A 20,507-nucleotide genomic window follows, 5' to 3' on the forward strand; every position below is an offset into this window, starting at 1 on the left:
CCGTGTGCGCCGGGCAAGGAAAAAGCCGCCAGACCGTATAGTCTGGCGGCTTTTTTGCGCTTATCGGCTCAGCGTTTGCGCGCCAGTGGCGGCAGCAGGCGCAGGCGGGTGCCGGCGAGGCGGTCGTGCAGGAACTGCTTGTCGTTGTCGATCAGCGCCCACAGCACCGGCAGGGCGTCCCACAGCAAGGCCACCGCCAGTGCATGCTGCCGCGATTCGAACAGCGGCTGCCACGCGGTGTAGGCCAGCGCCGGCACGCCCAGGTACAGCACCAGCGCCACCACGAAGCGCATCGCCGCGTGCGGCCAGCGCAGCGCGCCGCCATCCGCCAGCGTCAGCTGCAGCCGCCACGGCTTCATCGCCAGCGTCTGCCCGCCGCGCGTCCAGCAATAGCCGAAGTAGCCGAACATCACCAGCGCCAGGAACAGCTGCATCAGCACGCTCATCCAGCGCGCGTTGCCGCTCCACACCACCAGCGGGGTGAACAGCGCGGCCGCGACCAGCAGCACGGCACCCAGCAGCAAAGCTTCGTAGCACAGGCTGGCCAGTCGGCGCAGCAATCCGGGGTGGGTGAAATGTTGATTCATGCCGTGAAAATAATAATGAGGGAGTGAAAGGGCGGCGGCGGTAAAACCGCCGCAAGCAACCAGACATGGTATCAAAGCCGTCCCGTGTCGCCTACCCTGCAAAAGTGGCTGTTTTTGAATGTTTTTGGCGCTTTTTTGCACCTGCACAAAAGCGCTTGACCGCTATTTCAAACTTAAGCTAAGTTCATTCACTACGGGACATAAAACAACTACTCAGCAATCAAAGAGGCAAAGATGCAGATATCGGGCGCGGAAATCCTGGTGCGCAGCTTGCAGGCAGAAGGAGTCGAATTCGTTTTCGGCTACCCCGGCGGCGCGGTACTTGAGATATATGATGCAATTTTCAGGCAGCAAGAGTTCAAGCATGTGCTGGTGCGCCACGAGCAGGCCGCGGTGCACGCCGCGGATGCCTACTCGCGCTCCTGTGACAAGGTCGGCGTGGCGCTGGTCACCTCCGGCCCGGGTGCCACCAATGCGGTGACCGGCATTGCCACCGCCTACATGGACTCGGTGCCGATGGTGGTGATCTCCGGCCAGGTGTCGACGCCGGCCATCGGCCTCGACGCGTTCCAGGAAGTGGACATGGTCGGTATCACCCGTCCGTGCGTGAAGCACAACTTCCTGGTCAAGGACATCAACGAGCTGGCCACCACCATCAAGAAGGCGTTCTACATCGCCGCTACCGGTCGTCCCGGTCCGGTGGTGGTGGACATCCCGAAAGACGTGACCCAGCAGCTGGCCGAATTCCACTACCCGGAAAGCGTGAGCATCCGCTCCTACGTGCCGGTCACCCGTGGCCATCCTGGCCAGATCAAGAAGGCCGCCAGCCTGCTGGCCGAAGCCAAGCGCCCGTACATCTACATCGGTGGCGGCGCCGTGCAGGGCAATGCCTCGGCCGAAGTGACTGAGCTGGTGCGCATGTTGGGCCTGCCGTGTACCAATACGCTGATGGGCCTGGGCGCCTATCCCGGCGACGACCGCCAGTGTCTGGGCATGCTCGGCATGCACGGTACCTACGAAGCCAATATGGCGATGCAGTACTGTGACGTGCTGATCGCCGTCGGCGCCCGTTTCGACGACCGCGTGATCAGCGTGCCGTCGCACTTCCTGGCGCAGCCGAAGAAGATCGTGCACATCGACATCGACCCGTCCTCCATCGCCAAGCGCGTGAAGGTGGACGTGCCCATCGTCGGCGACGTGAAACACGTGCTGCGCGACCTGATCGACCTGATGAAGCAGAACGGGCAGCGCCCGGATGCGGCCAACCTCGCCGGCTGGTGGAAGCAGATCGAGCAATGGCGCAGCTACAACAGCCTGCTGTACACCCCGTCGACCGAGTTCATCAAGCCGCAGTCGGTGGTGCAGAAGCTGTACGAGATCACCGGCGGCGACGCCATCATCACCTCCGACGTCGGCCAGCACCAGATGTGGGCGGCGCAGTACTACCCGTTCAAGCGCCCGAAACAATGGCTGAACTCCGGCGGTTTGGGTACCATGGGTTTTGGCCTGCCGGCCGCCATCGGCGCGCAGCTGGCCAACCCGAATGCACAGGTGGCCTGCATTACCGGCGAAGGCTCGATCCAGATGAACATCCAGGAGCTGTCCACCGCCAAGCAGTACCACACGCCGGTGAAGGTGATTGCGCTGAACAACCGCTACCTGGGCATGGTGCGCCAGTGGCAGGAGTTCTTCTACGGCACGCGTTACGCCGAGTCCTATATGGATGCGCTACCGGATTTCGTCGGCATCGCCGAGGCCTACGGCCACGTCGGCATGAAGATCGAGAACCCGGCCGATGTCGAGGGTGCCTTGCGTGAAGCATTCAGCCCGGCATTGAAAGAGCGTCTGGTGTTCATGGACTTCCGTACCGACCAGTCCGAAAACGTGTTCCCGATGATCCAGAACGGCAAGGGTCTGGACCAGATGGATCTGCCGCCGCATATGCGCGAGCTGCAGATTGCTCCTTTCGAGAACAACCGTGACTACGGCAACATGTGCTAAGGCAGTGGCATGAGACATATACTTTCGATTTTGCTGGAAAACGAAGCGGGCGCGCTGTCGCGAGTAGTGGGACTTTTCTCCGCACGCGCTTACAATATCGATTCATTGACGGTGTCGACTACCGAAGACCCGACACTGTCACGGATGACCATCGTCACCCACGGGTCCGACGAAGTCATCGAACAGATCACCAAGCAGCTCAACAAGCTGATCGAGGTGGTCAAGGTGATTGACCTCAACGAGTCCGACCATATCGAACGCGAGATGATGTTGATCAAGGTCCGTGCCACCGGCAAGGATCGGGAAGAAATGAAGCGGATGGCTGACATCTTCCGTGGTCGCATCATCGACGTGACGGAAAAGACCTACACCATCGAGCTCACCGGTACGAGCGAAAAGCTGGGCGCCTTTATCGAGGCGATCGACCGTTCAGTGATCCTGGAAACGGTGCGTACCGGTGCATCCGGAATTGGTCGCGGCGAACGTATTTTGAAGATCTGAATCACCGGGGCGGCCATCAGCTGCCCTAGAACAAACTAGGGACATAAGACAATGAAAGTTTTCTACGACAAAGACGCTGATCTTTCCATCATCAAGGACCAGAAAGTTGCCATCATCGGTTACGGCTCCCAGGGTCATGCGCACGCGCAGAACCTGAAGGATTCCGGCGTGGATGTGGTGGTGGGCCTGCGCAAGGACGGCGCATCGTGGAAAAAGGCCGAAGCGGCCGGTCACAAAGTGAAAGAAGTCGCCGATGCCGTGAAGAAGGCGGATCTGGTGATGATCCTGCTGCCGGACGAATCGCAGCCTGACGTGTACCACAGCGAAATCGCCCCGAACATCAAGAAGGGTGCCACCCTGGCCTTCGCGCACGGCTTCAACGTGCACTACAACCAGATCGTGCCGCGCGAAGACCTGGACGTGATCATGGTGGCCCCGAAAGGCCCGGGTCACACCGTGCGTTCCGAGTACGTGAAGGGCGGCGGCGTGCCGACCCTGATCGCCGTGTACCAGGACAAGTCCGGCAAGGCCCGTGACGTGGCCCTGTCCTACGCTGCGGCCAACGGCGGCACCAAGGGCGGCGTGATCGAGACCAACTTCCGCGAAGAAACCGAAACCGACCTGTTCGGCGAACAGGCGGTACTGTGCGGCGGCGCGGTAGAACTGGTGAAAGCCGGTTTCGAAACCCTGACCGAAGCCGGTTATGCACCGGAAATGGCCTACTTCGAGTGCCTGCACGAGCTGAAGCTGATCGTGGACCTGATGTACGAAGGCGGCATCGCCAACATGAACTACTCCATCTCCAACAACGCGGAGTATGGCGAGTACGTGACCGGCCCGGAAGTGGTGACCTCCGCCACCAAGGAAGCGATGAAAAAAGCGCTGTACCGCATCCAGTCCGGTGAATACGCCAAGATGTTCATCCTGGAAGGCAAGACCAACTATCCGAGCATGACTGCCCGTCGTCGCCTGACCGCCGATCATCCGATCGAAAAAGTCGGTGCCGAACTGCGCGCGATGATGCCTTGGATCGCCAAGAACAAGCTGGTTGACCAGTCCAAGAACTAAGCCTGCCGCCTCGCGGTCAGTGTCAAGCCGGGCAGCTGCCCGGCTTTTTCTTTGCCTGCATCCCGCGCGGTGGTGGCGGTCGGCGCTGCCGCGCCGCATGACGCTTGGTAAGCGTGGCATCGCGCATTAGAATGCAGCATTGTCTTGCCGCCGGCGCGCAACGTTGGCCGCAAGTCCCGTTTCCTTCCGGCGCGCCTTGCCGCTGTCCGATGTCGAGAGTCTGCATGCATATTGACCCGAAGCCTATCAAGCCGTCCCTGCGCCGCCAGGGCATTTACCTGCTGCCCAACTCCTTTACCCTCGCCGCGCTGTTCGCCGGCTTCTACGCCATCGTGCAGGCGATGAACCAGAACTTCGAACACGCGGCGGTAGCGATTTTCATCGCCATGATCCTCGACGGCATGGACGGCCGCGTGGCGCGGCTGACGCATAGCCAGAGCGCGTTCGGCGCCGAGTTCGACAGCCTGTCGGACATGGTCAGCTTCGGTGTGGCGCCGGCGCTGATCGCCTACGAGTGGATGCTGAAGGACCTCGGCAAACTGGGCTGGATGATCGCCTTCATTCACTGCGCCGGTGCCGCGCTGCGCCTGGCGCGCTTCAATACCATGATCGGCTCCACCGACAAGCGCTGGTTCATCGGCCTGCCCAGTCCGGCGGCGGCGGCGCTGGTGGCCGGCCTGGTGTGGATCTGCCACGCCTACGGCTATAACGACCTGCCGGGTTTGCAGTGGGTGGCGCTGGGCTTCACCGCCTTTTCCGGCATCACCATGGTCACCAATGTGAAATTCTGGAGCTTCAAGGAGATCCACCTGCGCCGTCGCGTGCCGTTCGTGATGCTGCTGGCGCTGGTGGTGGTGCTGATGCTGCTGATGTCGGAGCCGCCGCTGGTGCTGTTCGGCTTCTTCGTCTGCTACGCGCTGTCCGGCTACGTGATGGCGCTACTGGGGCTGGGCAAGAAGACAGCGCCGCTGCTGCCGCCGCAAGCGTAAGACAAGTGCGGCGCCGCTAGGCGGCAGGCTGGACACGGGCGACTGCGGTCGCCTTTGTTTTGTTCGTAAATTCTACATATTGTCCGATATTTACGCTTTGACAACAGGTTTTGCCATGCTGCAACAAAATTATTCGACAAAATTTGACAGCTTGTCGGGCGAAACGTAAGGTTGAGCCATAACAAACAAGGAGCAGTGGCATGCAATTGGACATCGAACGTCTGATCGAGGATTTTGGAGGCCCAGGCGCGCTCGCGGAAGCGTTGAATGCGGCCTTCCCCGATGAGCCGGTGTCGCGTGCCGCCATCTACAAGTGGCGCGAGCGCGGCACCCTGCCGCTGGCGCAGCTGAACAAGCTGGCGCGGCTCGCCGCCGACCAAGGGAAACGGTTCGATTTCAACGACTATCTGACCGGGGCACTGGCCACGGGACAAGGGAGCACACCTGACATGGGCGATCGTCTTTACATTTTTGATACCACCTTGCGTGATGGCGAACAGTCGCCGGGCGCGTCGATGACCAAGGAAGAAAAAATCCGTATCGCCCGTCAGCTGGAGCGCCTCGGTGTCGACGTGATCGAGGCCGGCTTTGCCGCCGCCAGCCCCGGCGATGCCGATGCCATCCACGCCATTGCCGAAGTGATCAAGGAGTCGACCGTCTGTTCGCTGGCGCGGGCCAACGAGCGCGACATCCGTGCCGCCGGCGAGGCGATCAAGCCCGCCGCGCGTGGCCGCATCCACACCTTCATCGCCACCAGCCCGATCCACATGGAAAAGAAGCTGCGCATGACCCCGGACGAGGTGGTTGACGCTGCGGTGAAGGCGGTAAAACTGGCGCGCGAATACACCGACGACGTCGAGTTCTCCGCCGAGGACGCGCTGCGCTCCGACATCGATTTCCTCGCCCGCATCTTCGGCGAAGTGATCAAGGCCGGTGCCACCACGCTCAACGTGCCGGATACCGTCGGCTACGCGGTGCCGAAGCTCACCGAAACCTTCTTCCGCGAGCTGATCGCCAAGACCCCGGGCGGGGACAAGGTGGTGTGGTCCGCCCACTGCCACAACGACCTCGGCATGGCCGTCGCCAACAGCCTCGGCGCGGTACTGGGCGGTGCGCGGCAGGTGGAATGCACCATCAACGGCCTCGGCGAGCGCGCCGGCAACGCCGCGATGGAAGAAATCGTGATGGCGGTGCGTACCCGCAAGGACGTGTTCAACGTGGAAACCCGCGTCGACGCCACCCAGATCGTGCCGGCGTCCAAGCTGGTGTCGACCATCACCGGCTATCCGGTGCAGCCGAACAAGGCCATCGTCGGCGCCAATGCCTTCGCCCACGAATCCGGCATCCACCAGGACGGCGTGCTCAAGCACCGCGAAACCTACGAGATCATGTCCGCCGAATCGGTGGGCTGGACCGCCAACCGCCTGACGCTGGGCAAACTGTCCGGCCGCAACGCGTTCCGCACCAAGCTCACCGCGCTGGGCATCGTGCTGGACAGCGAAGAGGCACTGAACGCCGCCTTCGCCCGTTTCAAGGAGCTGGCCGACAAGAAGCGCGAGATCTTCGACGAAGACCTGCACGCGCTGGTGTCCGACCAGCTGGTCACCGCCGAGCAGGAAGACTACAAGTTCGTGTCGCTGAAAGTGGCGACCGAGACCGGCGAGGCACCGCAGGCGCAGATCGTGTTCGTCGAGCACGGCAACGAGCAGCGTGCCGAATCTACCGGCTCCGGCCCGGTCGATGCCGCCTTCAAGGCGATCGAGAGCGTGGTGAAAAGTGATGCAGTACTGGAGTTGTACTCGGTCAACGCCATCACCAAGGGTACCGAATCGCAGGGCGAAGTGACCGTGCGCCTGGCCAAGGACGGCCGCATCGTCAACGGCCAGGGGGCAGATACCGATGTGATTGTGGCCAGCGCCAAGGCGTATCTGGCGGCACTGAACAAGCTGCACAGCAAGACCGAGCGGGTATACGCCCAGGGTCCGGTCTAAACCGAGCGCGCAACCGCGGCAGCAAAACGTCCGACCCGGAAAGGTTGGCCGCCGCGGTAAAGATCAAAGGCCCACAAGGCCGCACCCTTCCGCCTTTGCCAGCACCACGGCAGACGCAGACAGCCGACCCACGAGGTCGGCATTGTCGCGTCTGTCTTTTCATTTGCCGGCTTGGCCTCATCTGCAGGCGGAGCTTTCCACAAGGACACTGCCCATGGCACAAGGCTATTTCATTACCGGCACCGATACCGAGATCGGCAAGACCCACAGCGCGGTGAAGCTGATCCGGCACTGGCAGGCGCAGGGAAAACGCGTGCTGGCGATGAAGCCGGTGGCTTCCGGCTGCGACATCCTGCCGGATGGCAGCTGGCACAACGACGACGTGGCACGCTTGGTGGCCGCCACCGGCCAGACCGATCTGGCGCTGATGAACCCGTACCGCTTCCTGCCGCCGGTGTCGCCGCACATCGCCGCGCGCGAGGCCGGCGTGACCATCGATCCGGCATTGATCGTCGCACACTACCAAAGGTTGGCCGCAGACGCCGACGTGGTGCTGGTGGAGGGCGCCGGCGGCTGGCTGGCGCCGCTGTCGGACGCGCTGGACATGCAGGGCCTGGCGCAGGCGCTGGGGCTGCCGGTGATCCTGGTGGTGGGCATGAAGCTGGGCTGTATCAACCACGCGCTGCTGACGGCGCAGGCGATCCGCGCCAGCGGCTGCACCCTGGCCGGCTGGGTCGCCAACCGCGTGGTGCCGGCGCAGCTGGCCTTTGAGGACAATCTGGCGACGCTCGTGCGCGCGCTGGGCGAGCCGCTGCTGAGCCTGCCTTACGAGGCGCCGGCCGCGCCCGCAGCCTGAGCGCCGGCGCTGGTTTGCGGCGCTGCACCATGATAAATACTTGTTTTATCGGCTGATCTTCCTATTCTCGATAAAGCGCTGCGGCACAGATCGCGGCCAGCGACCGGGTTTCCGGCCAACACGAGACTTTACTTGGGGAAGACGCCATGGCCTGTCGTCGCGTCCTGTTACTGCTCACCTGCTGGTCGCCTGCCGTGCTGGCGGCCAACGTCAACCTGCCGCCGCCAGTCACCGGCATCGCGCAGGATATCTACGATCTGCACATGCTGCTGCTGTACATCACCGGCGGCATCTTCGTGCTGGTATTCGGCGTGATGTTCTGGGCCATCCTGCGCCACCGCAAATCCGCCGGCCATCAGGCGAAACACTTCCACGAAAACACCACCGTCGAGATCATCTGGACGCTGATTCCGCTGTTGATCCTGGTGGCGATGGCGTGGCCGGCGACGCGGCTGATCCTGCAGCAGAAGAGCAGCGCCGGCGCCGAGCTGACCATCAAGGTCACCGGCTACCAGTGGAAATGGCACTACGACTACCTGGACGACGGCGTCGCCTTCATGAGTCATCTGGCCACGCCGCAAAGCGCCATTCACCAGGTGGCCGCTCGCGGCGAGCACTACCTGCTGGAGGTCGACCAGCCGCTGGTGGTGCCGACCGGCACCAAGGTGCGGCTGCTGCTGACCGCGAACGACGTGATCCACGCCTGGTGGGTGCCGCAACTGGGGGTGAAGCAGGACGCGATCCCCGGCTTCGTGCGCGATGTCTGGTTCAAGGTCGATCGCCCGGGCACCTACCGCGGCCAGTGCGCCGAGCTGTGCGGCAAGGATCACGGCTTCATGCCGATCGTGGTGGAGGCCAAGGCGCAGGCCGATTACGCGCGCTGGCTGGCGGCACGCAAGCAGGCGGCTGCGGCCAACCTTGACGACCCCGCCAAGCAGTGGCCGCTGGCGGAGCTGATGGCGCGCGGCGAGAAGGTGTACACCCAGAACTGTGTCGCCTGCCACCAGGCCAACGGCAAGGGCATCCCCGGCGCCTTCCCGGCGCTGGACGGCTCGGCAATGGCGACCAAGGACAAGCCCGGCCACATCGACATCGTGCTTAACGGCAGCAAGAAGAATGCCGCGATGGCGGCGTGGGGCAAGCAGTTGTCGGATACCGATATTGCGGCGGTGATCACCTACGAGCGTAACGCGTGGGGCAATCACACCGGCGACGTGGTGCAGCCCAAGGACATCAAGGCTGCCCGCGGCGGCAAAGCGTAAGGGGGAGAGGGCATGACTGCGATCGACAGTGCATTGCAGCCGGCGCACGACACCGCGCACGGCCACCACGCCAAGCCAAGCGGCATCACCCGCTGGCTGTTTGCCACCAACCACAAGGACATCGGCTCGCTGTACCTGTGGTTCGCCTTCAGCATGTTCATCTTCGGCGGCGTGCTGGCACTGTGCATCCGTGCCGAACTGTTCCGGCCCGGGTTGCAGTTCTGGCAGCCGGAGCTGTTCAACCAGTTCACCACCCTGCACGGGCTGATCATGGTGTTCGGCGCCATCATGCCGGCGTTCACCGGGCTGGCCAACTGGATGCTGCCGCTGATGATCGGCGCGCCGGACATGGCGTTTGCGCGGATGAACAACTGGAGCTTCTGGCTGCTGCCGCCGGCGGCGCTGCTGCTGCTGATCTCGTTCGCGGTGCCCGGCGGGGCTGCTGCTGCAGGCTGGACGCTGTACGCGCCGCTGTCGACGCAGATGGGCATGGGCATGGACCTGACCATCTTCGCCATCCACATCATGGGCGTCAGCTCGATCATGGGCTCGATCAACATCATCGTCACCATCCTCAACCTGCGCGCGCCGGGGATGACGATGATGAAGATGCCGATGTTCGCCTGGGCCAGCCTGATTACCGCCTACCTGATCATCGCGGTGATGCCGGTGCTGGCCGGGGTAGTGACCATGGTGCTGACCGACCGCCATTTCGGCACCCACTTCTTCAATGCCGCCGGCGGTGGCGATCCGGTGCTGTACCAGCACATCTTCTGGTTCTTCGGCCACCCCGAGGTCTACATCATGGCGCTGCCGGCGTTCGGCATCGTCAGCCACATCATCCCCACCTTCAGCCGCAAGCCGCTGTTCGGCTACACCTCGATGGTGTACGCCACCAGCTCCATCGCCATCCTCAGCTTCATGGTGTGGGCGCACCACATGTTCACCACCGGCATGCCGGCCACCGCGCAGCTGTTCTTCATGTACGCGACGATGCTGATCGCGGTGCCGACCGGGGTGAAGGTGTTCAACTGGATCGGCACCATGTGGCAGGGCAGCATGAGCTTCGAGACGCCGATGCTGTTCGCCATCGGCTTCATCTGCCTGTTTACCGTCGGCGGCCTGTCCGGAGTGACGCTGAGCATCGCCGCCATCGACATCCAACTGCAGGACACCTACTACGTGGTGGCGCACTTCCACTACGTGCTGGTGGCCGGCGCGCTGTTCAGCCTGTTCGCCGCGGTGTACTACTGGTTTCCGAAGATGACCGGGCGGATGTACTCGGAGTTCTGGGGCAAGTTCCACTTCTGGTGGTCGCTGCTGTGGTTCAACGTGACGTTTTTCCCGATGCACTTCCTCGGCCTCGCCGGCATGCCGCGCCGCATTCCCGACTACAACATGCAGTTCACCGATTTCAACACCATGGCCAGCGTCGGCGCCTTCTGTTTCGGGCTGGGGCAGCTGATCTTCTTCGCCAACATGCTGCACAGCCTGCGCCACGGCCGGCCGGCCGCGGCCAAGCCGTGGGAGGGCGCCGACACCCTGGAGTGGCAGATCGCCACACCGGCGCCGTATCACAGCTTTGTCGAGGCACCGGATCTGGAAGTCGGCGAAAACGGCCGCATCGATGCCATGCACGGCGGAAAGCACCACTGACATGGACAAGCCGCCCGCCACCCTGCACGACAACCGCCTGCTGCTGAAGCTGCTGCTGCTGGCGTGCGTGATGTTCGTGTTCGCCTGGGGGCTGATCCCGGTCTACGACGCGCTGTGCCGGCTGACCGGGCTGGGCAGCCTGCAGCGACCGGACACGGTCGGCAGCCAAAGGTTGGCCGCAACGCCGCTGGCGCCGGTGCTGCTGACCTTCGATGCCACGGTGCAGCCGGGGCTGCCGTGGCAGGTGCGGCCGCTGACGCGCACGCTGCACGCGGTGCCGGGCGAGTTCGTGCGCGTTGATTACGAGATCACCAATGCCAGCAACCGCCAGGTGATCGGCCAGGCGATCCCGCGCTACCTGCCGGCGGCGGCGGCGGAGTACGTGAAGAAGCTGGACTGCTTCTGCTTTGCGCAGCAGGCGTTTGCACCGGGCGAGACCCGGCGCTTTCCGGTGGTGTTCGTGGTCGACAAGAACGTACCGGCCGGCCTCGACAGCATCACGCTGGCCTACACCGTGTTCGATGTACCGGGGCGATCATGAGGCCGCTGCACGCCTTGGCCGCGGTGCTGGCCGCCTTCTTCGGCGTGCGGCGCGGCCGTGCGGCCAACGTTGATCGCCAGTTGCGCTTCGCTGATCTCATCGCGGCGGCGATCATTCTGGTGGCACTGTTTGTCGGCGGCCTGCTGTTGCTGGTCAGCTGGCTGACGGCGCCCTGAGCGGACGGAGGAATCATGCATAACGAAACGTCGCACCACTATTTCGTGCCCGATCCGTCACGCTGGCCGATCATCGGCGCGGTGGCGCTGTTTGCGCTGGGGCTGGGCGCCTCCTTCACCGTCAACGGCATCGCCGCCGGCAAGTTCGGCCTGCTGCTGGGGGTGCTGATCCTGCTGTGGATGCTGTTCGGCTGGTTTGGCGACGTGATCCGCGAAAGCCTGTCCGGCCGCTACCAGCGACGCGAGGATGCCTCGTTCCGCTGGGGCATGAGCTGGTTCATCTTTTCCGAGGTGATGTTCTTCGCCGCCTTCTTCGGCGCACTGTTCTACGTGCGGACCATCTCGGTGCCGGAGCTGGGCAACGAGCAGCACCAGTTGCTGTACCCCGGCTTTGCCGCCAGCTGGCCGCTGGCCACCGGACCCGGCATCAGCGCCACTTACCAGGCGATGGGGCCGTGGGGGCTGCCGGCGGTCAATACCCTGATCCTGCTGTCGTCCGGTGCCACGCTGACCTGGGCGCACTGGGGGCTGCTGTCCGGCCTGCGGTGGCGGCTGGTGTTCGGCCTCGGGCTGACGGTGGTGCTGGGTGCGCTGTTTCTCGGGTTGCAGATTTACGAGTACGCGCACGCGATGAACGAGCTGGGCCTGTCGCTGGCCTCCGGCGCCTACGGCATGACCTTTTTCATGCTGACCGGCTTTCACGGCCTGCACGTGCTGCTCGGCGCCATCATGCTGGCGGTGGTGTGGCTGCGGGTGCTGCGCGGGCATTTCAATGCCGAGCACCACTTCGCGTTCGAGGCCGCGGCGTGGTACTGGCACTTTGTCGACGTGGTGTGGCTGATCCTGTTCGTGTTCGTGTACTGGCTGTAGCGGCAGGAGGCGTCAGCGCCCGTGTGGCAGCCACCAGCCGAGCATGCCGCCGGCCATCAGCAGCAGGAACAGCCCCAGCGACAGCGCCACGCGCAGGGTCAGCGCCTTGACCGTCTGGCGCGGCGCGTTGCCGCGGCTGACGCTGCGCAGGGCAAAGGCCAGGGTCAGCATGATCAGCAACAGCAGGGTGATGGCGGCAATCTTCATGACATGTCCTCCGGTGGGTGTAATCCAGTCTAGCAGCCGTGCCGGCTTTCGCCGCCAGCGTGGCCGGCTGCGGCTGGCGTGGCTGTTGTGGTTGCTGGCGCTGCTGCCGTTCCTGCTGGCGTTGTGGCAGTGGCAGCGCGGCCAGCAACGGCAGGCACAACTGGCGCGCCATGAATTCAACCTGCGGCAGGCACCGCAGCCGCTGGCCGCACTGGCCGCCAGCGCGGCGCCGGCCGGGCAGCGTGCCTGGCTGCGGGTACGCGGCAGCGAGCCGGAGATACGGGTGGCCAATGCGCTGCTCGGTGGCGCCAGCGGCATCCGCATCTGGCAGCCGGTGCAACTGCCCGATGGCAGCTGGGTGGTGGTCGATCGCGGCTGGTTGCGTGGGCCGGCGGCCTATGTGCGCATCCCGCTGCCGCCGTTGCGGCTGCAGGGCTACTGGCTGCCGCGACCGCAGCCCTACCTGCTGTCCGGCGCGCGGGTGGCGGATCGCGGCGAGGTCGATGCGCTGGACTGGACGGCACTGGCACGGCGCCTGCCGGGGCGGCTGCACGACGGCCTGCTGGTGCTGGATGTGACCCTGCCACCGCTGCAGCCGTGGCCGGTGCGGCCGCCGTTCGATCCGCAGCGCCACTATGCCTATGCCTTGCAATGGCTGCTGCTTGGGCTATGCCTGATTACAGGAGCATGGATCGTGCAGAGGAGGGGACGGGATGAGCGCTCGGGATCGCGGACGGATTAAGTTGCTGCTGATTGCGCTGCTGTGCGCGCTGCCGGTGCTGGCATCGTGGCTGTCGTATCGCTGGCTGCCGCCGGCCGGTGGCAAGAGCTACGGCCAGCTGCTGGCGACACCGCTGCCGCAGGCGCGGCAGCCAGGTTGGCCGCAAGGGCGCTGGGTGCTGCTCGACGCCGCCGCAAACTGCAACCCGGCTTGCGAGCAGCGCCGCTTCGCGATGCGCCAGATCCACACCGCGCAGGGCGAAGCCGCCACGCGGCTGGTGCGGCGCCAGCAGGCCGATGCCACGCTGCGGCAGGACGGTTTCTATCTGGTGGACCCGCACGGCAACGGTGTGCTGTTCTACCCGGATGGCGCCGCGCCGGCGGCGGTGATCAAGGAAATCCGCAGTGTGCTGAAAAACAATAACAGCCTCGGCTGAGTGGCCGCGGCAACGGCTGTCCGTGCCGGTACGGGCAGGGAAGGGGGCAGGATGAGACGCGTGCTGTGGCTGGCCTTGTTGCTGGTGTGCATCGTGGTGCCGCTGGGGGCGTACGTGCGGCTGTCGGATGCCGGGCTTGGCTGCCCGGACTGGCCGGGCTGCTATGGCCGGCTGTCGCCGCTGCACGCGGCGCCGCTGATCCAGGAACAGCATGCGGCCAATCCTGACGGCCCGGTGAGCATGGCCAAGGCGTGGAAGGAAATGAGCCACCGCTATCTGGCCGCCAGTCTCGGCCTGCTGCTGCTGGCGCTGAACGTGCTGGCCTGGCGCCAGCGCCGGCTGCGCGGCTGGGCGGCGCTGCTGCTGTTGCTGGTGTGCGCGCAGGGCGCGCTGGGGATGTGGACGGTCACCCTGTTGCTGAAACCGGCCATCGTCAGCGCCCACCTGCTGGGCGGCATGACGCTGGCGGCGCTGCTGGCCGCCTGCTGCTGGTGGCAGCGGCGCCTGCCGCAGCGCCATGCGGTGGGGGTGGCCAGCTTCACACTGGCGCTGCTGCTGCCCTTGCTGCTGCTGCTGCAGATCGCGCTCGGCGGCTGGGTGTCGAGCAATTACGCGGCGCTGGCTTGCCAGGGCTTTCCGGCCTGCAACGGCGAGTGGTGGCCGGCGGGGCAGTGGCACGGTGCCTTTCATCTGCTGCGCGAGCTGGGCGAAGGCCCGGACGGCACGCCGCTGCTGAGCAGTCATCTGCTGACCATACACTGGGTACACCGGCTGGGCGCCGCGCTGGTGTCGCTGCTGCTGCTGTGGCTGGCGCTGCGGCTGTGGCGCCAGCCACCGCTGCGGCCGCTGTTGTGCCTGTTGCTGGGCAGCTGGCTGCTGCAGCTGGCGCTCGGTGTCGGCAATGTGCTGTTGCAGCTGCCACTGGCGCTGGCGGTGGCACACAACGCCGGGGCCATGCTGCTGCTGATCGTCGCCACGCTGCTGTTGCTGTCGCTGGATCCCGCCCCGAGGAGAACACGATGAATGCCTTGACCGCACCCTCCCTGCGTCGTCATGCCGGTGCCCTGTGGCAGCTGGCGAAACCGAAAGTGGTGGCGCTGGTCGTGTTCTGCGCCGTGATCGGCATGGTGCTGGCGGTGCCGGGTTGGCCCGACCCCAGCCGCATGCTGGCGGCGACGATTGGCATCGCGCTGGTGGCCGGTGCCGCGGCGATGATCAACTGCCTGGTGGAGCGCACCATCGACGCGCGCATGCGCCGTACCGCGCGCCGCGCCACCGCCAGCGGCGAGCTGGGGACGGCCGAGACGCTGCTGGTGGCGCTGACCGCGCTGGGGCTGGGCATGGCGCTGCTGATCGCGCTGGTCAACGCGCTGACCGCATGGCTGACGCTGGCCACCTTTGCCGGCTACGCCATCGTCTATACCCTGCTGCTGAAGCCGAACACGCCGCAGAACATCGTGATCGGCGGTGCCAGCGGCGCGATGCCACCCATCCTCGGCTGGGCGGCGATGACCGGTGAGGTCAGTGCCATGGCGATGGTGCTGTTCCTGATCATCTACACCTGGACGCCGCCGCACTTCTGGGCGCTGGCGCTGTACCGCCGCGACGACTACGCCCGCGCCGGCCTGCCGATGCTGCCGCTGACCCACGGCCAGCCATTCACCACGCTGTCGATCCTGCTCTACACCGTGCTGCTGGCGGCGGTGACGCTGCTGCCGCTGGCGCTGCAGGCGGCGGGGGCGGTGTACCTGCTGGCGATCCTGCTGCTCAACGCGCGCTTTGTGCAGCTTGCCGCCCGCCTGCACCGTCATTATGCTGACGACTCCGCGCGGCGCTGCTTCCGCTGGTCGATCCAGTTCCTGACCTGGCTGTTCGCCGCCCTGTTGCTTGACCGCGTCTTTTTCCTGCCCCTGAGTGGATGACCCCATGCCCTTGCTTGTACGTTTGCTGCTGCTTGTTGCCTTGATGACCGGACTGGCCGCCTGTGATGGCGCACCGCCGCCGCCGGCGTTCAAGGGCACCGACATCAGCGGCGCCAGCTTCGGCCAGTCGTTCACCCTTACCGGCCACGACGGCAAGCGCCACTCGCTGGACGAGTTCAAGGGCAAGGTGGTGGCGCTGTTCTTCGGCTATACCCACTGCCCGGACGTGTGCCCGACCACCATGCTGGAGTTCGCCCAGGCGGCCAAGCAGCTGGGCGCCGATGGCGACCGGCTGCAGGTGCTGTTCGTCAGCGTCGACTCGCAGCGCGACACGCCGCCGGTGCTGGCCGGCTACATCCCGCATTTCGACCCGCGCTTTCTCGGCCTGACCGGCAGCGAGGCGGAAGTCGCCGCCGTCGCCGGCAACTTCAAGGTCGTCGCCCAGCGCCAGCCGGCGGCGGGCGGTGGCTACAGCGTGGATCACAGCGCCGGCAGTTATCTGTTCGACCGGGAGGGCAAGTTGCGGGTGTATTTGCCCTACGCCACGCCGGCCAGCGATATCGCCCATGATGTAAAGGCCTTATTGGGTTAAACTCCGTAGTGACCGTTGTATCCTTTACTACCGCATTCCGGACGTCGTAACCGTGACCGATGACCTCACGCCCGGTGCCGCCAGTGGCAGCACCCCGCCCAGCATAGACCTGAGCAAATACACGCTGACCAGTGCGGCTGAAGTGGTGCATCACCTGCGCGGCATCGTGCAGCAGGGGCAGATGGTGACGGTATTTTCCAACAAGGGAAAATCCTTCATCCTGACCCGCATCCTGGCGCTGGACAACGTTGCCCGCACCATGGTGCTGGACTGGGGTGCCAACGAGCACGCCAACAAGCTGTTCCTGGAGAGCGAGCGCAACATCTACGTCTGTTCGCCGGCCGGGGTCAAAACCCAGTTCACCACCGGCCAGCCGCGCCGCATCAGTTTCCAGGGCGGCGACGCCTTCGAGGTAGCGCTGCCGGAGCAGGTGATCAAGTTGCAGCGCCGCGAGTTTTTCCGCATTCCCACCCCGATCGCCAACCCGGTGCTGTGCCAGTTCCTGGACCACCCCGCCGGCGAGCTGGCGCTGCCGCTGGCCGACATCAGCCTTGGCGGCGCCGCGCTGGTGCTGTCCACGGCACAGGCGGCCAAGTTCCATATCGGCGACCACTATCAGGTGTCGATCGAGCTGAAGCCGTTCGGCGTGCTGCAGGTGCAGCTGGAAATCCGTCACCTGATTCCGGTTCAGCATAAAAACGGCCAGGAAAGCATCCGTGCCGGATGCTGCTTCGCCAATATGAACACCCCGCGCGAAACCATGGTGCAACGTTATGTGGCCAACCTTGAGCGAGAGCGCCGGGCTCTGGTACGCTGATCCCCATTATTGCAACGCATCAATATCATGACCCTGACCATTGCCCTCTCGAAGGGCCGCATTTTTGAAGAAACCCTGCCGCTGCTGGCCGCTGCCGGCATCGAACCTGCCGAAGCCCCGGAATCGTCGCGCAAGCTGATCATCGGCACCAACCGTCCCGACGTGCAGCTGGTGATCGTGCGCGCGTCCGACGTGCCGACCTACGTGCAGTATGGCGCCGCCGATCTGGGCATCGCCGGCCGCGACGTGCTGATCGAGCACGGTGGTGCCGGGCTGTACCAGCCGCTGGACCTGAATATCGCCAAGTGCAAGATGATGGTGGCGGTGGAAAACGGCTTCGACTACGACGCCGCGGTCAAGCACGGCGCGCGCCTGAAGATTGCCACCAAGTACCCGCAGATCGCGCGCGAGCATTTCGCCGCCAAGGGCGTGCACGTCGACATCATCAAGCTGTACGGCTCGATGGAGCTGGCGCCGCTGGTCGGCCTCGCCGACGCCATCGTTGATCTGGTGTCCACCGGCAGCACGCTGAAAGCCAACAACCTGCTGGCGGTGGAACACATCATCGACATCAGCTCGCGACTGGTGGTGAACCAGGCCGCGCTCAAACTCAAGTACGACACCATCCAGCCGGTGCTGGACGCCTTTGCCGGCGCGGTGTCGCAGTAAGCCTATGCCCGTTGCGGCCAACCTTGAGGTTGGCCGCAAGCCTATGGAGCCGTAACCATGCAACGCCTGTCTTCCTCCCAAGCCGATTTCGACGCCCGCCTCAAAGCGCTGCTGGCCTTTGAAACCGCACAGGATCCGGCGGTCGACGCCGCCGTGGCCGCCATCTGTGACGACGTCAAGGCACGCGGCGACGCGGCGGTAGTGGAATACACCAACCGTTTCGACCGCATGAGCGTGGCCGACATGGCGGCGCTGACGCTGAGCCGCGAGCAGCTGCAGGCCGCGCACGGCCGCCTGCCGGCGCACGTGCGCACCGCGCTGGAAGCCGCCGCCGAGCGCGTGCGCCGCTACCACGAAAAGCAGCTGGCGCACTCGTGGAGCTACGAAGACGAAGACGGCACCCTGCTGGGCCAGCAGGTGACGCCGCTGGACCGCGTCGGCATCTACGTGCCCGGCGGCAAGGCCGCCTATCCCAGCTCGGTGCTGATGAACGCGCTGCCGGCCAAGGTCGCCGGCGTCGGCGAGATCATCATGGTGGTGCCGACCCCGGACGGCGAACAGAACGACCTGGTGCTGGCTGCTGCCTACATCGCCGGTGTCGACAAGGTATTCACCTGTGGCGGCGCGCAGGCCGTCGCCGCGCTGGCCTACGGCACCGAAAGCGTGCCGCAGGTGGACAAGATCACTGGCCCCGGTAATGCCTACGTCGCCGCCGCCAAGCGCCGCGTGTTCGGCGTGGTCGGCATCGACATGGTGGCTGGCCCGTCCGAGATCCTGGTGATCTGTGACGGCGACACCGATCCGGACTGGATCGCGATGGACCTGTTCAGCCAGGCCGAGCACGACGAGATCGCGCAGGCCATCCTGCTGTCCCCGTCGGCGGACTTCATCGCCCGCGTCGAGGCCAGCATAGCGAAGCTGCTGCCGGCGATGCCGCGCCGCGCCATCATCGAGGCCAGCCTCGGCAACCGCGGCGCGCTGATCCAGGTGCGCGACCTGGACGAAGCCTGCGCCATCTCCAACTACATCGCGCCGGAGCATCTGGAGCTGTCGGTGGCCCAGCCGGAAGCGTGGCTGGACAAGCTGCGCCACGCCGGTGCCATCTTCATGGGCCGCTTCACCTCGGAAAGTCTGGGCGACTACTGCGCCGGGCCCAACCACGTGCTGCCGACCAGCCGCACCGCGCGTTTTGCCAGCCCGCTGGGGGTGTACGACTTCCAGAAGCGCAGCAGCCTGATCCGCGTGTCGCACGCCGGCGCGCAGAAGCTGGGCAAGATCGCCAGCATCCTGGCGCACGGCGAGGGGCTGACCGCCCACGCCCGCGCCGCAGAGCTGCGACTGGACCCGGCCGCCGACTGAGTGCGCGGCGACCCAACCCCGTCTTGTCATGGCCAGCACTGCTGGCCATTTTCATGTCATGGCGCGGCGGTGCCACGCTGCTGCGCTGCCGCAGAAAAGCCGCTGCGGAGCTAGGCGCCCCCTGCCAAAACAGGTAGGATGAAAGTCTTGTGAATTGATTGTGTCGGGCTTTGCCGGCAGTTCCATCCGGCGCCGCCGGTAACGAAATGTCGAATAAAATGTCTATACAGAAGCTGTTCCGCCCCGACGTGCTGGCCATGCAGGCCTACCACGTTGCCGATGCCGCCGGCTTTATCAAGCTGGACGCCATGGAAAACCCGTACCGCCTGCCAGAGCCGCTGCGCAGCGAACTGGGACAGACCTTGGCCGATGTCGCCCTCAACCGTTACCCCGATCCACACGGCGATGGCCTGAAGGAGCAGCTCAAGGCTGCCTTTGCCATCCCCGCCGCCGCCGATGTCATCCTCGGCAACGGCTCCGACGAAATCATCACCCTGATCACCCAGGCACTGGCCGCCCCCGACATCGTGGTGATGGCGCTGGAGCCGTCGTTCGTGATGTACAAGCTCAACGCGCAGTTCTCGCGCGTGCGCTACGTTGGGGTGCCGCTGGCCGCCGATTTCAGTCTCGACCTGCCGGCCACGCTGGCCGCCATCGCCAGCCAGCAGCCGGCGGTGGTGTTCGTGTCCTACCCCAACAACCCGACCGGGCCGCGCTTTACCCGTGCCGAGGTGCAGGCGATTCTCGATGCCGCACCGGGGCTGGTGGTGGTCGACGAGGCCTACCAGGCGTTTGCCGACGACAGCTTCATGGATCTGGCCGGCAGCCACGAGCGACTGATCGTGATGCGCACGCTGTCCAAGCTCGGCCTCGCCGGCTTGCGTCTGGGCTATGCCGCCGGGCACCCGCAGGTGATGGCGCAGCTGGACAAGATGCGCCCGCCGTACAATATCAACGTGCTGACCCAGGCCGCCGCCAAGTTCGCGCTGCGCCATATCGAGGTATTCGACGCGCAGGCGGCGGAATTGCGTCGCGAACGCGAAAGGTTGGCCGCAGCCCTGAGCGCGCTGCCGCAGCTGAAGGTGTTCCCGTCGGAGGCCAACTTCCTCACCGTGCGCGTGCCGGATGCGCCGGCGCTGTTTGCCGCGCTGAAAGAGGCGCGCATCCTGGTGAAAAACCTGCACGGCTACCATCCGCTGCTGGCCAACTGCCTGCGCCTGACCGTCGGCAGCCCGGACGAAAACACCGCGGTTCTGGCCGCGATCACCACCTACTTTGCCTGAGCC

Annotated in this window: 22 protein-coding genes; 20 read left to right on the forward strand and 2 right to left on the reverse strand. The window is 65.0% G+C overall.

Features of this window, described 5'->3' with window-relative positions:
* Positions 1 to 68: 68 nt before the first annotated feature.
* Positions 69 to 587 carry an RDD family protein gene (locus C8E02_RS15825; RefSeq protein WP_120812389.1) on the reverse strand — a complete coding sequence of 173 codons (519 nt, stop codon included), beginning with the start codon at positions 585 to 587 and terminating at the stop codon, positions 69 to 71.
* Positions 588 to 821: 234 nt separating this feature from the next.
* On the opposite strand from C8E02_RS15825, the gene ilvB reads away from it, so the two are divergent.
* The 11 genes from ilvB (at position 822) to C8E02_RS15880 (ending at position 12,498) form a co-directional block, all read left to right on the forward strand.
* The gene (ilvB, locus tag C8E02_RS15830) at positions 822 to 2,588 is read left to right on the forward strand and encodes a biosynthetic-type acetolactate synthase large subunit (RefSeq protein ID WP_047968081.1); all 1,767 of its coding nucleotides are present in this window, start codon (positions 822 to 824) and stop codon (positions 2,586 to 2,588) included.
* Positions 2,589 to 2,597: 9 nt separating this feature from the next.
* Positions 2,598 to 3,089, forward strand: coding sequence for an acetolactate synthase small subunit (gene ilvN / locus C8E02_RS15835; RefSeq protein ID WP_047968082.1), 492 nt, complete (start codon positions 2,598 to 2,600; stop codon positions 3,087 to 3,089).
* A gap of 51 nt (positions 3,090 to 3,140) precedes the next feature.
* Positions 3,141 to 4,157 carry a ketol-acid reductoisomerase gene (gene ilvC / locus C8E02_RS15840; RefSeq protein WP_047968083.1) on the forward strand — a complete coding sequence of 339 codons (1,017 nt, stop codon included), beginning with the start codon at positions 3,141 to 3,143 and terminating at the stop codon, positions 4,155 to 4,157.
* Between the two features lie 224 nt (positions 4,158 to 4,381).
* Complete coding sequence (pssA, locus tag C8E02_RS15845; protein WP_047968084.1) at positions 4,382 to 5,146, forward strand: CDP-diacylglycerol--serine O-phosphatidyltransferase; 765 nt, start codon at positions 4,382 to 4,384, stop codon at positions 5,144 to 5,146.
* A 200-nt stretch (positions 5,147 to 5,346) separates the two neighbouring features.
* Positions 5,347 to 7,137 carry a 2-isopropylmalate synthase gene (locus C8E02_RS15850; RefSeq protein ID WP_120812392.1) on the forward strand — a complete coding sequence of 597 codons (1,791 nt, stop codon included), beginning with the start codon at positions 5,347 to 5,349 and terminating at the stop codon, positions 7,135 to 7,137.
* Between the two features lie 214 nt (positions 7,138 to 7,351).
* Entirely contained in the window at positions 7,352 to 7,993 is a 642-nt protein-coding gene (gene bioD, locus C8E02_RS15855; protein ID WP_120812395.1) for a dethiobiotin synthase, read from the forward strand.
* A 146-nt stretch (positions 7,994 to 8,139) separates the two neighbouring features.
* Positions 8,140 to 9,255 (forward strand): cytochrome c oxidase subunit II, encoded by a 1,116-nt coding sequence (gene coxB / locus C8E02_RS15860; protein WP_120812398.1) that lies wholly within the window; start codon positions 8,140 to 8,142, stop codon positions 9,253 to 9,255.
* A 12-nt stretch (positions 9,256 to 9,267) separates the two neighbouring features.
* Positions 9,268 to 10,911, forward strand: a complete 1,644-nt coding sequence (gene ctaD, locus C8E02_RS15865) for a cytochrome c oxidase subunit I (protein WP_120812400.1) — start codon at positions 9,268 to 9,270, stop codon at positions 10,909 to 10,911.
* 1 nt (position 10,912) lies between these two features.
* Positions 10,913 to 11,452: a cytochrome c oxidase assembly protein gene (locus C8E02_RS15870; protein WP_120812403.1), complete on the forward strand. Its 540-nt coding sequence runs from the start codon at positions 10,913 to 10,915 to the stop codon at positions 11,450 to 11,452.
* Positions 11,449 to 11,628, forward strand: coding sequence for a DUF2970 domain-containing protein (locus C8E02_RS15875; RefSeq protein ID WP_120812406.1), 180 nt, complete (start codon positions 11,449 to 11,451; stop codon positions 11,626 to 11,628). The genes C8E02_RS15870 and C8E02_RS15875 overlap by 4 nt, the downstream gene beginning before the upstream one ends.
* Before the next feature lie 15 nt (positions 11,629 to 11,643).
* A complete protein-coding gene (locus C8E02_RS15880; protein ID WP_120812408.1) occupies positions 11,644 to 12,498 on the forward strand; it encodes a cytochrome c oxidase subunit 3 in 855 nt (284 codons plus the stop codon).
* 12 nt (positions 12,499 to 12,510) lie between these two features.
* On the opposite strand, the gene C8E02_RS15885 is transcribed toward C8E02_RS15880, so the two are convergent.
* The gene (locus C8E02_RS15885) at positions 12,511 to 12,705 is read right to left on the reverse strand and encodes a DUF2909 family protein (RefSeq protein ID WP_120812411.1); all 195 of its coding nucleotides are present in this window, start codon (positions 12,703 to 12,705) and stop codon (positions 12,511 to 12,513) included.
* Here C8E02_RS15885 and C8E02_RS15890 point away from each other — a divergent pair.
* The 9 genes from C8E02_RS15890 (at position 12,704) to hisC (ending at position 20,504) form a co-directional block, all read left to right on the forward strand.
* Positions 12,704 to 13,447, forward strand: coding sequence for an SURF1 family cytochrome oxidase biogenesis protein (locus tag C8E02_RS15890; protein ID WP_120812414.1), 744 nt, complete (start codon positions 12,704 to 12,706; stop codon positions 13,445 to 13,447). The two genes, C8E02_RS15885 and C8E02_RS15890, sit on opposite strands and share 2 nt — an antisense overlap.
* Positions 13,419 to 13,862 (forward strand): hypothetical protein, encoded by a 444-nt coding sequence (locus C8E02_RS15895; RefSeq protein ID WP_120812416.1) that lies wholly within the window; start codon positions 13,419 to 13,421, stop codon positions 13,860 to 13,862. Before C8E02_RS15890 ends, C8E02_RS15895 begins: the two co-directional genes overlap by 29 nt.
* A gap of 51 nt (positions 13,863 to 13,913) precedes the next feature.
* On the forward strand, positions 13,914 to 14,885 hold the full coding sequence (locus C8E02_RS15900; RefSeq protein ID WP_120812419.1) for a COX15/CtaA family protein: 972 nt from the start codon (positions 13,914 to 13,916) through the stop codon (positions 14,883 to 14,885).
* Positions 14,882 to 15,784, forward strand: a complete 903-nt coding sequence (locus C8E02_RS15905) for a heme o synthase (protein ID WP_120812422.1) — start codon at positions 14,882 to 14,884, stop codon at positions 15,782 to 15,784. The genes C8E02_RS15900 and C8E02_RS15905 overlap by 4 nt, the downstream gene beginning before the upstream one ends.
* A 4-nt stretch (positions 15,785 to 15,788) precedes the next feature.
* Positions 15,789 to 16,376: an SCO family protein gene (locus C8E02_RS15910; RefSeq protein WP_120812424.1), complete on the forward strand. Its 588-nt coding sequence runs from the start codon at positions 15,789 to 15,791 to the stop codon at positions 16,374 to 16,376.
* A 52-nt stretch (positions 16,377 to 16,428) separates the two neighbouring features.
* Complete coding sequence (locus C8E02_RS15915) at positions 16,429 to 17,193, forward strand: flagellar brake protein (RefSeq protein WP_120812427.1); 765 nt, start codon at positions 16,429 to 16,431, stop codon at positions 17,191 to 17,193.
* Between the two features lie 27 nt (positions 17,194 to 17,220).
* Positions 17,221 to 17,862: an ATP phosphoribosyltransferase gene (hisG, locus tag C8E02_RS15920; protein WP_047968098.1), complete on the forward strand. Its 642-nt coding sequence runs from the start codon at positions 17,221 to 17,223 to the stop codon at positions 17,860 to 17,862.
* Positions 17,863 to 17,919: 57 nt separating this feature from the next.
* The gene (gene hisD / locus C8E02_RS15925) at positions 17,920 to 19,221 is read left to right on the forward strand and encodes a histidinol dehydrogenase (protein WP_120812429.1); all 1,302 of its coding nucleotides are present in this window, start codon (positions 17,920 to 17,922) and stop codon (positions 19,219 to 19,221) included.
* A 218-nt stretch (positions 19,222 to 19,439) separates the two neighbouring features.
* Positions 19,440 to 20,504, forward strand: coding sequence for a histidinol-phosphate transaminase (gene hisC / locus C8E02_RS15930; protein ID WP_245961179.1), 1,065 nt, complete (start codon positions 19,440 to 19,442; stop codon positions 20,502 to 20,504).
* The last annotated feature ends 3 nt before the right edge of the window (positions 20,505 to 20,507 follow it).

This window comes from Vogesella indigofera, from assembly GCF_003633895.1.
GTDB classification, from domain to species: domain Bacteria; phylum Pseudomonadota; class Gammaproteobacteria; order Burkholderiales; family Chromobacteriaceae; genus Vogesella; species Vogesella indigofera.

Excerpts from the sequence above, each read along its gene's own strand:
- ilvC (WP_047968083.1), top strand. The coding sequence starts at position 3,141 with ATGAAAGTTTTCTACGACAAAGACGCTGATCTTTCCATCATCAAGGAC.
- C8E02_RS15910 (WP_120812424.1), top strand. The coding sequence starts at position 15,789 with ATGCCCTTGCTTGTACGTTTGCTGCTGCTTGTTGCCTTGATGACCGGA.
- hisC (WP_245961179.1), top strand. The coding sequence starts at position 19,440 with ATGTCTATACAGAAGCTGTTCCGCCCCGACGTGCTGGCCATGCAGGCC.
- C8E02_RS15905 (WP_120812422.1), top strand. The coding sequence starts at position 14,882 with ATGAATGCCTTGACCGCACCCTCCCTGCGTCGTCATGCCGGTGCCCTG.
- hisG (WP_047968098.1), top strand. The coding sequence starts at position 17,221 with ATGACCCTGACCATTGCCCTCTCGAAGGGCCGCATTTTTGAAGAAACC.
- C8E02_RS15850 (WP_120812392.1), top strand. The coding sequence starts at position 5,347 with ATGCAATTGGACATCGAACGTCTGATCGAGGATTTTGGAGGCCCAGGC.
- C8E02_RS15875 (WP_120812406.1), top strand. The coding sequence starts at position 11,449 with ATGAGGCCGCTGCACGCCTTGGCCGCGGTGCTGGCCGCCTTCTTCGGC.
- ilvN (WP_047968082.1), top strand. The coding sequence starts at position 2,598 with ATGAGACATATACTTTCGATTTTGCTGGAAAACGAAGCGGGCGCGCTG.
- pssA (WP_047968084.1), top strand. The coding sequence starts at position 4,382 with ATGCATATTGACCCGAAGCCTATCAAGCCGTCCCTGCGCCGCCAGGGC.
- C8E02_RS15880 (WP_120812408.1), top strand. The coding sequence starts at position 11,644 with ATGCATAACGAAACGTCGCACCACTATTTCGTGCCCGATCCGTCACGC.
- coxB (WP_120812398.1), top strand. The coding sequence starts at position 8,140 with ATGGCCTGTCGTCGCGTCCTGTTACTGCTCACCTGCTGGTCGCCTGCC.
- C8E02_RS15885 (WP_120812411.1), bottom strand. The coding sequence starts at position 12,705 with ATGAAGATTGCCGCCATCACCCTGCTGTTGCTGATCATGCTGACCCTG.
- C8E02_RS15890 (WP_120812414.1), top strand. The coding sequence starts at position 12,704 with ATGACATGTCCTCCGGTGGGTGTAATCCAGTCTAGCAGCCGTGCCGGC.
- C8E02_RS15900 (WP_120812419.1), top strand. The coding sequence starts at position 13,914 with ATGAGACGCGTGCTGTGGCTGGCCTTGTTGCTGGTGTGCATCGTGGTG.
- C8E02_RS15870 (WP_120812403.1), top strand. The coding sequence starts at position 10,913 with ATGGACAAGCCGCCCGCCACCCTGCACGACAACCGCCTGCTGCTGAAG.
- ctaD (WP_120812400.1), top strand. The coding sequence starts at position 9,268 with ATGACTGCGATCGACAGTGCATTGCAGCCGGCGCACGACACCGCGCAC.
- C8E02_RS15825 (WP_120812389.1), bottom strand. The coding sequence starts at position 587 with ATGAATCAACATTTCACCCACCCCGGATTGCTGCGCCGACTGGCCAGC.
- ilvB (WP_047968081.1), top strand. The coding sequence starts at position 822 with ATGCAGATATCGGGCGCGGAAATCCTGGTGCGCAGCTTGCAGGCAGAA.
- C8E02_RS15895 (WP_120812416.1), top strand. The coding sequence starts at position 13,419 with ATGAGCGCTCGGGATCGCGGACGGATTAAGTTGCTGCTGATTGCGCTG.
- hisD (WP_120812429.1), top strand. The coding sequence starts at position 17,920 with ATGCAACGCCTGTCTTCCTCCCAAGCCGATTTCGACGCCCGCCTCAAA.
- bioD (WP_120812395.1), top strand. The coding sequence starts at position 7,352 with ATGGCACAAGGCTATTTCATTACCGGCACCGATACCGAGATCGGCAAG.